This window comes from Aerococcus sp. UMB7834 (assembly GCF_030215145.1).
GTDB lineage: Bacteria > Bacillota > Bacilli > Lactobacillales > Aerococcaceae > Aerococcus.
In genome coordinates, this window is record NZ_JASOLI010000001.1 from 292,134 (window position 1) to 306,230 (window position 14,097).

At 47.4% G+C, this 14,097-nt stretch carries 12 protein-coding genes and 1 other RNA gene; 4 read left to right on the plus strand and 9 right to left on the minus strand.

Features of this window, described 5'->3' with window-relative positions; translation table 11 throughout:
* Positions 1-152 precede the first annotated feature (152 nt).
* Positions 153-2,606, minus strand: coding sequence for an SF1B family DNA helicase RecD2 (recD2, locus tag QP339_RS01375; RefSeq protein WP_284910096.1), 2,454 nt, complete (start codon positions 2,604-2,606; stop codon positions 153-155).
* Positions 2,607-2,751: 145 nt separating this feature from the next.
* Entirely contained in the window at positions 2,752-3,873 is a 1,122-nt protein-coding gene (gene mnmA / locus QP339_RS01380; protein WP_284910097.1) for a tRNA 2-thiouridine(34) synthase MnmA, read from the minus strand.
* Positions 3,874-4,230: 357 nt separating this feature from the next.
* Here mnmA and QP339_RS01385 point away from each other — a divergent pair, with 357 nt between their 5' ends.
* Positions 4,231-4,761, plus strand: coding sequence for a TDE2712 family protein (locus QP339_RS01385; protein ID WP_284910098.1), 531 nt, complete (start codon positions 4,231-4,233; stop codon positions 4,759-4,761).
* A gap of 152 nt (positions 4,762-4,913) precedes the next feature.
* Here the strand turns inward: QP339_RS01385 and QP339_RS01390 are convergent, their stop codons facing one another.
* From QP339_RS01390 to gshAB, 3 genes are read right to left on the minus strand one after another with little or no spacing between them, the layout of a single operon-like run.
* Positions 4,914-5,261 carry a cysteine desulfurase gene (locus QP339_RS01390; protein WP_284910099.1) on the minus strand — a complete coding sequence of 116 codons (348 nt, stop codon included), beginning with the start codon at positions 5,259-5,261 and terminating at the stop codon, positions 4,914-4,916.
* A gap of 10 nt (positions 5,262-5,271) precedes the next feature.
* A complete protein-coding gene (locus QP339_RS01395; protein ID WP_284910100.1) occupies positions 5,272-6,402 on the minus strand; it encodes a cysteine desulfurase family protein in 1,131 nt (376 codons plus the stop codon).
* A gap of 13 nt (positions 6,403-6,415) precedes the next feature.
* On the minus strand, positions 6,416-8,695 hold the full coding sequence (gene gshAB / locus QP339_RS01400; protein WP_284910101.1) for a bifunctional glutamate--cysteine ligase GshA/glutathione synthetase GshB: 2,280 nt from the start codon (positions 8,693-8,695) through the stop codon (positions 6,416-6,418).
* A gap of 175 nt (positions 8,696-8,870) precedes the next feature.
* Here gshAB and QP339_RS01405 point away from each other — a divergent pair, with 175 nt between their 5' ends.
* From QP339_RS01405 to QP339_RS01415, 3 genes are all read left to right on the plus strand, one after another.
* Positions 8,871-10,154, plus strand: a complete 1,284-nt coding sequence (locus QP339_RS01405) for a replication-associated recombination protein A (protein WP_284910102.1) — start codon at positions 8,871-8,873, stop codon at positions 10,152-10,154.
* Positions 10,155-10,215: 61 nt separating this feature from the next.
* A non-coding RNA gene (gene ssrS / locus QP339_RS01410) (6S RNA) lies at positions 10,216-10,405 on the plus strand.
* Positions 10,406-10,529: 124 nt separating this feature from the next.
* On the plus strand, positions 10,530-10,997 hold the full coding sequence (locus QP339_RS01415; protein WP_067971775.1) for a universal stress protein: 468 nt from the start codon (positions 10,530-10,532) through the stop codon (positions 10,995-10,997).
* 110 nt (positions 10,998-11,107) lie between these two features.
* Here the strand turns inward: QP339_RS01415 and QP339_RS01420 are convergent, their stop codons facing one another.
* The 4 genes from QP339_RS01420 to QP339_RS01435 form a co-directional block, all read right to left on the minus strand.
* A complete protein-coding gene (locus tag QP339_RS01420) occupies positions 11,108-12,295 on the minus strand; it encodes an acetate/propionate family kinase (RefSeq protein ID WP_284910103.1) in 1,188 nt (395 codons plus the stop codon).
* A gap of 58 nt (positions 12,296-12,353) precedes the next feature.
* A complete protein-coding gene (locus tag QP339_RS01425; RefSeq protein WP_284910108.1) occupies positions 12,354-13,379 on the minus strand; it encodes a class I SAM-dependent methyltransferase in 1,026 nt (341 codons plus the stop codon).
* Positions 13,380-13,453: 74 nt separating this feature from the next.
* On the minus strand, positions 13,454-13,738 hold the full coding sequence (rpmA, locus tag QP339_RS01430) for a 50S ribosomal protein L27 (protein WP_067971784.1): 285 nt from the start codon (positions 13,736-13,738) through the stop codon (positions 13,454-13,456).
* A gap of 22 nt (positions 13,739-13,760) precedes the next feature.
* Positions 13,761-14,096, minus strand: a complete 336-nt coding sequence (locus QP339_RS01435; protein WP_284910110.1) for a ribosomal-processing cysteine protease Prp — start codon at positions 14,094-14,096, stop codon at positions 13,761-13,763.
* Position 14,097 lies beyond the last annotated feature (1 nt).

Sequence of the window (14,097 nt, forward strand, 5' to 3'; positions counted from 1 at the left end):
TGCGATTTTAAGAAGAGAGCGTCCATTGAGGAGTGAACGCTTGCACTATCCGTTCTCGCTAGTAGTCTCATGGATAAATTCTTCTCTAGATTTCAAATCATACTGATTATAATGCGTCTTAGGCCATGCTGTCAAGTCGCAGGCCCATTCTTCTAGAAATCATAGGGACTTAACCCATCCATCCCAATCATCGGGTCAATGGCCTGGCTGGCTACCAGGTCTGGGGTCAGTCGCTTAGGGCCCTGGTCAAGATCGGGAGTCTCGGCTTTTGAAGCTGCTTCTCTAGGGGGCTGTTTTAGTTCAGAAGCTATTGCTTCCTTCTGATTCGCCGGAGATTCTTTACCGGCACGAATCAATAGGAAATCATAGAGCTGGGTCTGCCGGCTAGCGCCCTGGTGCTGGATAGCATGGGCAAAGGCCGCCTCTTCCCCGCACATAATCAGAGACTGCTTAGCTCGGGTAATAGCTGTATAGACCAGGTTGCGCTTGAGCATACGTTGGTGCTGGTGGACCAAGGGTAGGATGACAATAGGGAATTCCGAGCCCTGGGCCTTATGGATAGAGGTACAGTAAGCCAGAGTCAACTGCTTCCAGTCGGTTCGCGTATAGGTCACCTCGACCTCATCGAAGGCTACCACGATTTCATCTGCCTTTGATGCGGTTTCCTTGGCGAAGAAGATGGCCACAATTTCCCCCATATCCCCATTAAAGACATTCTTTTCAGCCTGGTTTTGCAGCTGGAGCACCTTATCCCCTACCCGAAATATCTTCTCAAAGTAGACCACTTCCCGCCGCTGGTTATCGGGATTGGGATTTAAGCGCTCTTGGAGGACCTCATTGATGTGGTCGATTCCTGCCTCACCCTTATACATGGGAGCGAGAACTTGGACATCGCACAAAAGATAGTCCTTGGCCACGGCACGTTCGGCGATCTGGGCAACGATTTCCGCAATTTGCGCGCTCTGGGCCTTGATAAAGGACCGATCAGCGTGTTGGCGAGTCAGGTCTGGCGAGAGCAGGCCCTGCTTGATCTGGTGGGCCAATTCGGTAATCGAGGAGTCATCACTCTGCCTAAAAATTTCATCCAACTCCCGGGCTGGTGCGACCTGGGCCCTCAAGATGTCAGCCAGCACCTGGCCAGGGCCAACTGACGGCAACTGGTCCTCGTCCCCGACAAAGATGACCTGCATATAAGGCGGGATGCTCTCAAGGAGCTGGTAGGCTAGCCAGGTATCTACCATGGACAGTTCATCGACAATCAAGAGGTCGGCTTCTAACATCTGCCCGATTCCCTCGACCCCTTCATCGGATTCATCCTTGGTCAGGCCGAGCAAGCGGTGGAGAGTCGAGGCGGGTAGACCAATCACTTCAGACATCCGCTTAGCCGCCCGTCCTGTTGGCGCGGCTAAGGCTATAGGGAAGCTGTCCTCCAGATAGTCTTCCTCCGCCAAGGACAGGTTTTTAAGCTGGGCATAGACAGCAACAATCCCCTTAAGGACCGTCGTCTTCCCCGTCCCGGGCCCACCAGTTAGGACATAGAATTTGGATTGGAGGGCTTCTTTAATGGCTTGTTTTTGGGCATGGCCATATTTGAGATTCCACTCAATCTCCACCTGATCAATAGCCCGGTCAATGGCTTCATGGGCTAAATCCTGACCGAGCGGAGAGGCAATCATATCCGTCAGGCGGCGAGCAATAGTCTCCTCTTGTAAGAAGAGATGGGGCAGGGCCACCCGGGTCGAACCTTCAGGGCAGATAAGGAGGCCTTCTTCCAGCATTTGGTCTAAAGTATCCTGGACAGCTTGAGCGGGCACCCGGTCCTGGTAGAGGCCCAGATTGACCTGATCTGTCGCCACTTGTACCAACTGGTCCGCTTCCACATAAGTATTGCCGGACCGGTAGCAGATTTCATAGAGGCAATAATTTAGAGCACCAGCCAAACGCTTGGGACTATCATAGGCCAAGTCCATCTTAGCCGCTAGCTGGTCCGCCCGCTTGAAACCGAAGCCCTCAATCTCACGCACCAATTGATAGGGGTTCTCCTCGATCACGTCCACGGCTTGGTCCCGGTATTTCTCATAGATCCGAGCAGCCAGGCTAGACGAAAAGCCCCATTCGGAGAGCTGCATTATCACCCGCTGACTGCCTTGGTCTTCTTGAATCAACTCCACCAGCATGGTCCGCAATTTCTTGGAAAGCCCTTTGACTTCCTTCAATCGTTCAGGCTCAGTTAATATCACATCGATGGCCTGGCTACCGAGGACTTCGACAATCCGGCTGGCCAAGGTCTTCCCAATGCCTGGAAACTGCGAAGAAGAAAAATAACGGACTAGTCCATTCTTACTGGTGATTTTAACCGGTTCAACAGATTGGACTTGAAACTGAAGGCCATACTTGGCATGTTCAACCAAGTGACCATTAAATTGATAGGCCGTCCCTTCTTGAACCGAGACAAAATTCCCCGTCACGACAATTTTTTTCTCCGAGTACATGGTATTAGTTTCTTCCACAGAAATTTGCATCACCTTGTAATAATTAGTCGGATTCTCAAAGAAAACCGCCTGGATTTCCCCAATTATATAATCTAAATCCTCCGTCTGACTCATCTCTCTCCTCCTTTCATTGCCATTCCTATGCGCTCCGCTCTTAGACATCAGCAGCGCCTTCAAACTTTAACACTCCACCTATTATAGCACAAGGCCCTCCCAAAGAAAAAAGCCCCAGATCTCTGTCTGGAGCTCATGCTATTATTTACTGATACTGCAGTTGCTTGTCGCCTTGGTAGGCAGCATCGATAGTACCCCCACCCAAGCATTCTTCCCCGCGGTAAAAGACAATAGCTTGGCCTGGTGTAATCGACCGGGCAGCTTCTTTGAAGGTCACCTTGGCTGTTCCATCGTCTTGAATTTGGACACGGACAGGCAGGTCCTTTTGCCGGTAGCGGGTCTTGGCTGTACATTCAAAATCCTTCTCTGACCAATCATCCTGGGCAAAGGAAAGGTCGCTGGCTGCTAGCCAATCCGCATAGAGCATGGGGTGGTGGAAGCCTTGGCCTACATAGAGTTCATTCTTAGCTTGGTTCTTACCAATAACAAACCAAGGCTCATTACCCTTGCTAGTCCCACCAATGCCTAGGCCCTTACGTTGGCCAATGGTATAGTACATAAGCCCGGCATGTTCGCCCATTAGCTGGCCATCCAGGGTCAGCATCTTGCCAGGTTTAGCTGGCAAGTAATTGGAGAGAAAGCTCTTGAAATTCCGCTCTCCAATGAAGCAAACGCCTGTGGAATCTTTCTTATGGGCCGTGGCTAGGTCGTTTTCTTCAGCGATTTTACGGACTTCCGATTTCTCCAAGTGGCCGATGGGGAAGAGAGCCTTCTGCAACTGCTTTTGAGACAATTGGTTCAAGAAATAGGTTTGGTCCTTATTGTTATCCTGGCCTCTCAGGAGGTGGACACGACCATCCTCATCACGGCGGACTTGGGCATAGTGGCCCATAGCGATATAGTCCGCTCCCAACTCTTCAGCATAGGCTAAGAAGGCCTTAAATTTAATTTCTTTATTGCACATCACGTCCGGATTGGGTGTCCGGTCCTTCTTATATTCATCTAAAAAATAAGTAAAAACCCGGTCCCAGTATTCTTTTTCAAAATTGACAGAATAATAAGGAATGCCAATCTGTTCAGCAACCTTGGCTACATCTTGGTAGTCTTCAGTCGCCGTACAGACACCATTCTCATCTTTTTCATCCCAATTCTTCATGAAGAGGCCAATAACTTCATAGCCCACCTCTTTCAATAAGAGTGCGGAAACGCTAGAATCCACCCCGCCAGACATGCCGACAATGACACGTTCTTTCTTTGCTTCTGACACAACATCACCATCTTTCTTTATAAATTTACGATTGAAGGTCGCATTTGTGTTGTGTTAACATCTCCCTATTTTACGGCCTCCCCAAGGAAATTTCAAGTGAGAGACCATGACAAAAAATCCTCCCTCTTTTAAAAATATCGAAACTTTTTAGCAAAAATCTGTTTCAATAGTTCACGGACACTTGCTATTGCTATTCACCGCATAGCGACTTACAGATATAGTATGCCTTAGCTGATTCAGTCCTAAGCGACTTTTATCACACTCCCATAACAAAAGAATGGACAAATAAGGGCTTTCATGTTATAACTCTCCTAGGGTTTAAACTGCGCGATAATAGAAAGAAGGCATGACATTTATATGTTAGAAAGCATTAAAATTAACAACGAAGTAATTGAATTACTCCAATTTCTATGGCAAACCGTAGCGGCTGGAAACAAGGTCAGCGATTCCTACATCTCAGATATTGTATCGAATCCCGCGATGGAAGCCATTTATACGGAAGACTTCAGCCAAGAAACTGCCCGGATGGTTCTTTCTGCTATCGTTAATAAGGAACCTCTAGCAGAAGCCAGTCCGAAAGCTAAGGAATTTTATGACTTTAACTTCTTTAACGCCGATGATCCGGGTAACGTTGAAATGATGCTCCCTATTGTTAAACAATTAAATGTGGATCAATTAAAGGATGACTTTAATGGCGAGACGCGTTTCCATAAACTCATTATCAATTTCGTTGGAGCCTACGATATCAGCCATGTGATTGAAGAGAATGTTTTAACCATCAACTTCTTCAAGCTCGGCATTGATTGGGCGACCATGGACCAAGCCCTCATCGAAGGCCAAAGCCTTGAAGACTTTATCCAAACTTGCGCCAAAGAAATCCTCAATTAAAACAAAAAGTTGACTCTAGAAACAGCTGGCCCTTTCACCAGGACTTCTGACTACTAAACAAAAAAAATAGAGAGGCTGGAACAAAAATTCCAGCCTCTCTATTTTTCTTTGTTTCATAATAAAGCCATACAGCCGCTTCAGCCAAGGCTCGCTTAATCAGAAACTACTTGGATGATTTGGTATTTTTCCATGTCGGCTAAGATAAAGTCCAAGGCCTCTACGAAGTCCGCCATGCCATCTGACTTAAAGACATTGACCGTTTTTAAGCCTTTTTGATTGGTTACATTCATTTTAAGCCCCGTTAGCTCTTTGTCCACAGTGATCTTCAAGCGCACGGCACGGGCACTGGCAAAATCAGGCTTCACTTCCTGGTCATATTGGAAATTGCCTGATTTTGTTTCAGCAAAATGATAGTCGCGCAAGCTATATTTTTTACAGTCAGGGTGGAGCTGGTAAACTTTAGCTCCCCCTGGTAACTTTGCGGTTTTTGGATAAGCCATAGAATCCTCCTTATGAATCAAAACTAGCTAATAAATCAAGCACTTGGTCAAGCTCAGCCTGACTAGTATGCGGATCAAAAGATAGGCGCAAGCTTTGACGAATGCGGTCATCTTCTTCCCCATACAAATTGACCAAGACGCGGCTAGGCTCTAAAGACCCCGCACTACAAGCAGAGCCAGCTGATAAGTAAACATCTTGGAGGTCACACTTGATCAGGGTTTGGTCACTCGGGTGTCCCGGCCAATAAATATTTAAGATATTCGCCAGTTCGGCTTGCTTAGGCCCGTTAATTTGGAAATTGAGCCCCCGCGCTTCAGCTCCATCGAGGAAATACTGGCGTAGAGAGCGCAATTTTTCCATCCGTTCAGCCAGATTATCCTTGGCCAAGTCAACCGCCTTGGTCAAGCCAGCAATGAGCGGATAACTTTCGGTAGAGGCTCGCTTGCCGTGTTCCTGGCCACCCCCGGGCAGGTAAGACTTGAAGTTCTGCTTACTATCTCGGTAGTAGAGAAAACCGATTCCCTTAGGTCCATGGATCTTATGCGCCGAAAGGGCCAAGGCATCAATGTGGAGGGCTTCCACATCAATCGGTACCTTCATGTAAGTTTGTACCGTATCGGTGTGGAAAAAGATCCCGCGCTCTTGGCAAATCTTCCCGACCTCCTCAATCGGTTGGAGACTGCCCAATTCATTATTCCCATGCATGATCGATACAATAATGGTATCTTCACGCAAGGCCGCTTGGAAGTCATCTAGCGAAATATGCCCATCTGGGTCTAGGTCTAGATAAGTCACGTCAAAACCTTGTTCTTCCAGGCGGTGCATGCATTGGTAGACGCTTGAATGCTCCACCTGGCTTGAAATAATGTGGCGCCCCTTCGACTGCAAGCGCTCAGCAGTCTCTAGAAGGGCCGTCGTATTCGCTTCCGTTCCGCTTGAAGTAAAGATAATATCCTCCGCCTTGGCATTCAAGGTCTCCGCAATCGTGCGCCGGCAGGACTCAATCTTATGGCGGACGTCTCGACCTAATTGATAAGTGCTTGAAGGATTGCCAAAGTCATTCAAAAAGGCATCTGTCATGCAGGCCACCACATCCGGATGGACGGGAGTGGTGGCAGCATAATCTAAGTAAATAGACAAATCTGATTCCTCCTTAATCTTTAAATGTTTTTTCAGGGAAAAGATAGGCAAGTAGGTCTTTGGAGATACGCCGTCCCTTGCCCTGGGCTGGGTAAATATGCATCATCATCATGGGATTATAATTGGCTTCAATTAAAGCATAATTATCCGCCTGGGCCGCTTGATGGCGGTTTCTGATCATCAAGTCAAGTCCCGTCACCTTAACGTCTAGGGCCTGGGCCATTTGGCTAGCTAGCTCCAGGTAGGAAGGATCCATATCGTCCGTCACATCGATGGAATCGCCCCCTGTTGAAATATTAGAATTTTCTCTTAAAGGAACGAGTTCATCCGCTTCAGGGACACTATCGAAGTCATAGCCGTAAGCTTCTAAGACCAAAGCCGCGGACCGGTCTAGGCTGATCTTTTCCAATGGGGTCCGGTGGTTCTCGCCCCGCTTGGGATCCTGGTTCTTAAGGTCAACCAGTTCGCGGATACTGTGCTGTCCGTCTCCTTTAACAAAGGCCGGAACTCGGAGCAATACGGCTAAACACTTGCTATCGAGAACGAAGAAACGGTATTCAGTCCCCTCAGCAAATTCCTCCACGAGAACAGTATCATCATAGGCAAAAGCAATATCAAAAGCTTCTCTAAGGCCTTCCTGGCTCGCTCCTTCTTTAAAGATAGAAATGCCTACCCCCATATTCGTCGATTTGGGTTTGACGACTATTTTCTTATCCACAAAGAGCCCTGCTGCAGACTGGGCAGCGTCTAGTGAGTTAAAAGTCTGGCTCTTAGGCACCGTAAAACCGGCCGCCTGGAGCAAGTCCTTAGTCACGACCTTATTGCCCATCAAATAATAAGAGATCAGCGAATCTTTGCCCGTAATATTAGCATTTTTGATATATTCCGTATGGTCCCGGTAGGTCAGGGCAATTAATTGGTCTTGCCGGTCCAAAATATCAATCCACAGGCCTTGCTGGATCGCATCTGCAAGTAGGATTTGAGTCGATAATTCCATATCCTCAAAGCCCCCTAAGAGATAGGGATGGGCAAGTGCCGCTTCCTTATTGGCCTTGGCATGGTCTAAGTTATTTGCTAACCAAGTGTCGACGGTCGGATTGTTTGTCACCAAACGTCCACTCGGGGTCAGGCTAGGATTCAGTAGGCGCTGGCGCATGCTGTCAATGAGCGGATTGAGGGTCTCGGAAACGCCTAAACTTTCCACCATCTCGGTCATGCCCTCTAAGAGGCTGAGTCCTTCTTCCTGGTAAGCGGTTGGCTGGAGCGTTTCTTCTTCTGCAACCTCTAACTTCATCTCATAGCCCTGGTAAACTTCAGGCATCTGGCAATCCATATCGGCCCATACGAGGTAGAGAATGAAATATTTCATGAAACGGATGTCATCCAGACCAATCCCGTAAGCTTCCTCCGCTTGGATATCGAAGAGGCGAAATTCCAGATACTTAATCCCTGTCTCCAAGAGACCTCGAGCTTGCTTAGCCCCACGCAGGCGGACATTGGAGTAGAATTCCTTCTCAGCAATCAGGCGGCCATCCCTGACATTGGCTTCTAATTCTTCCACATAGTCTGGAAGGTTATCGTAGGTGTAGGTCACATCTTTCTTATTAACATAGCCCAAATGGGAATTGCGAATGCTCCGGATAGGATGGGGGAAAATATCCTCTCCCCGATTATAGAAGGAGGCATGGGCGCTCGGAGTCGCGCCAAATAAATAGACAATCAACCACTCATAGCGCAAGAAATTGCGGGCTAAACGCAAATAAAAGGCCGTTGTAAATTCTTTGATGGAGGCATAGCCCTGGTCATCGGCCTGGTAGAAGATTTCTAGCAGGTCTTGGTCAAAACCAAAGTTAAAATGAATGCCAGAAATCATTTGCACCTTCTTGCCATAAGCCTTGACCAAGTACTCCCGGTAAGCCACATCTTCAGCTTTGTCGAGGTCAGCCACATGGATGGCATCATCTTCTGGTAAAACTGGAGGCATGCTAGAAGGCCAGAGCAATTCATCCTCTGCCAATGATCTTAGAGCCACTTGGTGGATGGCCTGAAGCCAATGGTAAACCCCCTCTTCTGAGTAAACAGGAGGAGTCACCAACTCCAATTGAGACTCCGCAAAGTCTCTTTGGATATACTTGTTATCTGAACTGCCATCAACAGCAGATGGATGGGGACTTCGTGCTAAGTCTCCATTTGTTTTGATACGATGGCCTTCCCGCTCAATACCGAGCGACACATGCTGGAAGGCGGTTTTCAGTTCGGGGTGTGCATTAAGGAAAGCTTGAAAATGACGCATACACAGCTCCTTCTCTCTTTTTATAAATTTAGATAGACTATATGACTATTTTAGCACGGGGATCTGGTATTCGCACAGATTTAAACTTAATTTAATTATTTTTAGTAAGTAAATTCCTTTCAGTCTTGATTTATAGTATATTAGAATAAGAAGATAAACTAAAGGAGGTAATCATATGGCCCAAGCAAAAGCCCCGCTCGCTTATCGGATGCGGCCTCAAAAAATCGAGGATATGCTCGGCCAATCCCACTTAATTGGCCCCAAACAAATTATTCGGCGGATGGTGGAAGCCAACCGTCTTAGTTCTATGATTCTCTATGGTCCACCTGGAACGGGTAAGACCAGCCTGGCCCAGGCTATTGCTGGGTCACTCGATATCCAACTACGCCAGCTCAATGCTGCAACCGACACTAAGAAAGACCTCCAACAAGTCGCTGCCGAAGCTAAAATGAGCGGGCAAATTATCCTGCTCTTAGACGAAATCCACCGCTTGGACAAGGCCAAGCAAGACTTCTTGCTCCCCCACTTGGAAAACGGACGCATTATCCTAATCGGCGCGACGACTGAAAACCCCTATATCAGCATTAACCCAGCCATCCGTAGCCGGACGCAAATCTTCCAGCTCGAACCCCTCAGCCAGGCTGATATCAAGCAAGGCCTAGAGAAAGCTCTGGCCGATGAGGAAAGAGGGCTCGGCAAGCTTGCCATTCAAATCGATGACGCCGCCCTAGACCACCTGGCCCAGGCCTCAAACGGAGACATCCGCTCTGCCCTCAACGCCTTGGACTTGGCGGCTCTCTCAACCCCTGAAGACGACCAGGGCCAGATCATCATTGACCTCGCAACAGCCGAGAATTGTATCCAGAAGAAGTCCTTCAGCCACGATGCGGATGGCGACCAGCACTATGATGTCATCTCCGCCTTCCAGAAGAGTATTCGCGGGTCAGACGTTGATGCCGCCCTCCTCTATGCGGCCCGTTTGATGGTAGGGGGCGACTTAAAAGTCCTCTGCCGTCGCCTCTTAATTACGGCTTACGAAGATATCGGTCTAGCCAATCCAGAAGCCTGCCAGAGAGCCCAAGCAGCGGTCGATGCCGCCCTTCAAGTCGGCTATCCAGAAGCCCGGATTCCCCTAGCCAATGCCATTATTGACCTGGCCCTCTCCCCCAAATCCAATTCAGCCATCAAGGCCATCGATGCTGCCCTAGCTGATGTCCGCCAAGGCAAAGCTGGACTCGTCCCCAAACACCTGCGCGACGGCCACTATGCAGGCTCTAAAGCGCTCGGCCATGGCCAAGGCTACCGCTACCCCCACGACTACCCAAACCACTGGGTCGCCCAAGACTACCTGCCTGACACCCTCAAAGGTAAACATTACTACCAGGCTGGTCAAACCGGTAAGTACGAACAAGCTCTCGGACAGATGCAAGCCTACCGAGAAAAATTAAAAAAGGGATAAGTTAAAAGTTTCAGGCGTAATCGCTTGCATTTTCTACGATCTAATGATAAATTATAAGAGAAGAGTTCTGAAGTGTACGTGTTATTCCTTTAATGTGTTGACCGAACAAATTTTACTATCTAGGGATTCGTGAACTCCAGTGGAGGACACGCCCCATCACGGGGAAGTCTGAAGCTGGATAGCGAAACCCACCTGCACTTAAGAGAGCGGGTTCAATACAGATAGAGCACACGGCACCTGTCGGAGCTCTTTTTTTATTTTTTCTTATTGAGCTCTTATGAAAAGGCTTGTGAAATCTTAAGCTTACAGCGATGAAATCGATTTAATTTTTTCAAAAAGATGTTATAATAGAGGTAAAGAAGGAGTGTGATCACTATGTATCAAGAGTATTCACGTATTTTAGCCCCTATTGATGGTTCTAAAGAAGCTGAACTAGCTTTCAAAAAGGCGGTCCATGTGGCAAAGCGCAATAACGGTGCCCTAGTCATCGCTCATATTATTGATACACGTGCTGTCCAAACCCCAACCGGCTATGAAGGCGCCTATACCAATGAATTAGTGGAACAAGCTTCTAGCGTTCTCAATGATTACAAGACCTACGCTGAAAAAGAAGGTGTCCAGGAAGTTGAAACCATTATTGACTATGGTTCACCAAAAGTTCAAATTGCTAAAGACCTAGCCTTGGAAAAGGAAATTGATCTGATTATGATCGGGGCAACGGGGCTGAATGCAGTTGAACGCCTCTTCATCGGTTCTGTTTCAGAATACGTTATCCGCAATGCGCCTTGCGACGTCCTAATCGTCCGGACTGACCTGGAAAACAATGAATACCATCGTAAATAGTATAAGATTATAAGAGACAGGCTTAGCGCCTGTCTCTTTTCAAAGTAAAAAAGCGTGCCTCTGACTCAGCTGAATCAGAAAGCACGCTTTTCTTTTAATAGTGATTGACTCTAGATATTACCTAGACGTACAGTATCGCGGACGATCATCAATTCTTCATCAGTCGGAATTGTCCAGATAGCTACCTTGGAATCATCAGCTGAAATCTTAGCTTCATCTCGGGTATCATTGCGTTCGCTATCTAACTTAATACCAGCCCATTCCATGTCTTTACAAATTTCTTCACGGAAGGAAGCAGAGTTTTCACCGACACCTGCAGTGAAGACAATAACATCAGCTCCACCCAGAACGGTTAAGTAGGAACCAACATATTTACGAACACGGTCATAATAGATATCTAAAGCAACTTGGGCACGTTCATTGCCTTCAGCGGCAGCTGCTTCAACGTCACGCATATCAGAAGATACGCCTGAGATACCCAATAAGCCGGACTTCTTATTCAGGATAGTAATCATTTCATCCATGCTGAGGCCTTCTTTTTCCATGATGTATTGGAGTAAGGAAGCATCAACGTCGCCGGAACGGGTCCCCATAGTAATCCCAGCTAGAGGGGTGAAGCCCATGGAAGTATCGACAGACTTGCCGCCGTCAACCGCTGTAATCGAACCACCATTCCCAATATGGCAGGTAATGATCTTGAGGTCCTTAATGTCTTTACCTTCTAATTCAGCAGCACGTTCTGCCACATACTTATGAGAGGTACCGTGCGCACCATAGCGACGGGCTTGGTGTTTTTCATAGTATTCAAAAGGCACAGAATAGAGATAAGCCTTTTCTGGCATAGTGGTATGGAAGGAGGTATCAAAGACACCCACAGTTGGTTTGCCAGGTAGAACTTTTTGGAAAGCACGGATAACCTTAGCTCCTGCTGGGTTATGTAGAGGGGCAAAGTCAGCCAATTCTTCTACTTTTTGGATGTCTTCTTCATCAAGTAAGGCAGAGTCTTTAAAGTGTTCGCCCCCTGCCACAATCCGGTGGCCAGAGCCAGCGATTTCATCAAAGCTTTCAATCACCTTAAGCTCTTCTAACTTCTTGAGTAAGTGGTTGATCGCTACTTCGTGGTCTTCAATATCTAGGGTTTCTTCATGCTTTTCCCCTTGGAATTTAACGGATACGATCGAATCTTTTAAGCCGATCCGTTCGATAATACCGGATGAAATCACTTCTTCAGAAGGAACTTCATAGATTGAGAATTTCAAACTAGATGAGCCTGCATTAATTGCAAAAACTTTTGACATACTTTTTCTCCTCTTCACATAAGTTTTTATTATGGTACAACTAGGTACGACACTTTTATTATAACACGTCTTGGCTCCACTTGCTAAAACTGTCTATGAATTTTTCCATATTTTCTTGATCTTTTAGGTCAGGTATATCACCAATGAGCACGTTTTCAGCTTGTTTGGCACCACCACCCTGCTTTTGCACCATGAGGACCGACTTGCGCGACTTAGCCTGGCGGAAGAGTCCTTCAGGCAGGTTGAGAAAGGCTTGGAAGTAACCAGTCTGGGCGATGGCTTGGACCAATTGAGCTGAATAGTCTTCCTGGAGAATCTGGGTAGGCACTAAGAAGATCCCCCAAGCGCCTTCTTGCATATACTTTAGACTCTGTTCGATCATCAGATAATGGGCATAAGCGTGGGGCGTTCCCTGGTTCATAGTATTGGCTTTGAAGGTCTTGGCCTGTTCATCGAGAGGGTAATAGCCCACTGGCAAGTCAGCTACTACCAAGTCTACTGGCTCCAAGAGTAAATTCTGGAGGACATCACCATAATAGAACTTGGCTTGTCGGTCCAAGAATTTAAAGGACTGGTCAGCAATAGCTAAGAGTAGGTCATCATTGTCATAGCCTACTGAAGCCACTTGATAGCCCCCTTCTTCAAGCCCCCGCTGGACCATTAAAAGCAGGTTGCCTGTCCCTACTGTTGGGTCAAAGACTTTGAGCGGCGTCTCTTTAGACTGTCCCCTCGTTTGGAGCAAACGGCTAGCAAAATAAGTCAAAAGCATAGCAATACCAGCTGGGGTCATCTGGTGGTTGGCCTGGAGCTGGTCCTGGCGTTCAGCCTCTAGGAAGATCAATTGGAGGACTTGTAGGCGTTCGCGCTCAGAGAACTTATCCCAATCGACTTGGTCATAGAGGGCTTGGATCTTTTGTGCGGTCTCAGGATTAGGCTGGCCATCGATCACCTGGAGGACCCCGTTAGCAATATTTTGCAGGTTTTCATGCCAGGCCTCCGTGTAAGAGAAGTCGAGGGCTTCCATCATGATTAGGTTGGCTTGGTTGACTTTGTCATAGGCTGCTTGGATGTGTTCAGTCGACACGTTAAACCTCCTTAATGAAAAAGGTCGATTCCCCTTCATTCAAAGTAGAATCGACCTGATTTTCTTTCTCGTAATTAAGCTTCTACTGGATACACAGAAACTTGTTTTTTGTTCTTGCCCTTGCGTTCGAAACGAACAACGCCGTCTACAAGTGCGAATAAAGTATCATCGCCACCGCGACCTACATTGATCCCTGGATGTACTTTAGTCCCGCGTTGACGGTAAAGGATTGAACCGCCAGTTACTTCTTGACCATCAGCACGTTTAGCACCTAAACGTTTAGCTTCTGAATCACGACCGTTGGCAGTTGAACCGCCACCTTTTTTGTGGGCGAAGAATTGTAAATTCATTTTTAACATGTGAGCTTCCTCCTTTATTAACTTACCCTTGGACATATTGGACATAGTCTGGATAATTACTAGCGATATCCTCCCTCAAGGCCAGTTGGCACTGCTTGAATAGGATATCAACGAGCGCTCTTTGTTCAGCTGTCAGTTCCTGGGGTAGTTCGACATAGAGGTAACCCGCCTCAGGGTCGGATTCGACCAAGGCTTGGATACCTGCCATGCGTTCAAGGTTATTGACTAAAGCAATGCTCAGAGCCGAAACTCCAGCACAGACAACGTCTTCCCCGTAGTCACCGGCCATAGCATGGCCTGAAATTTCCATGCTGACAAAGTGCTTGTCTTGATTTTCTTTAAATTGAACCTTAATCATG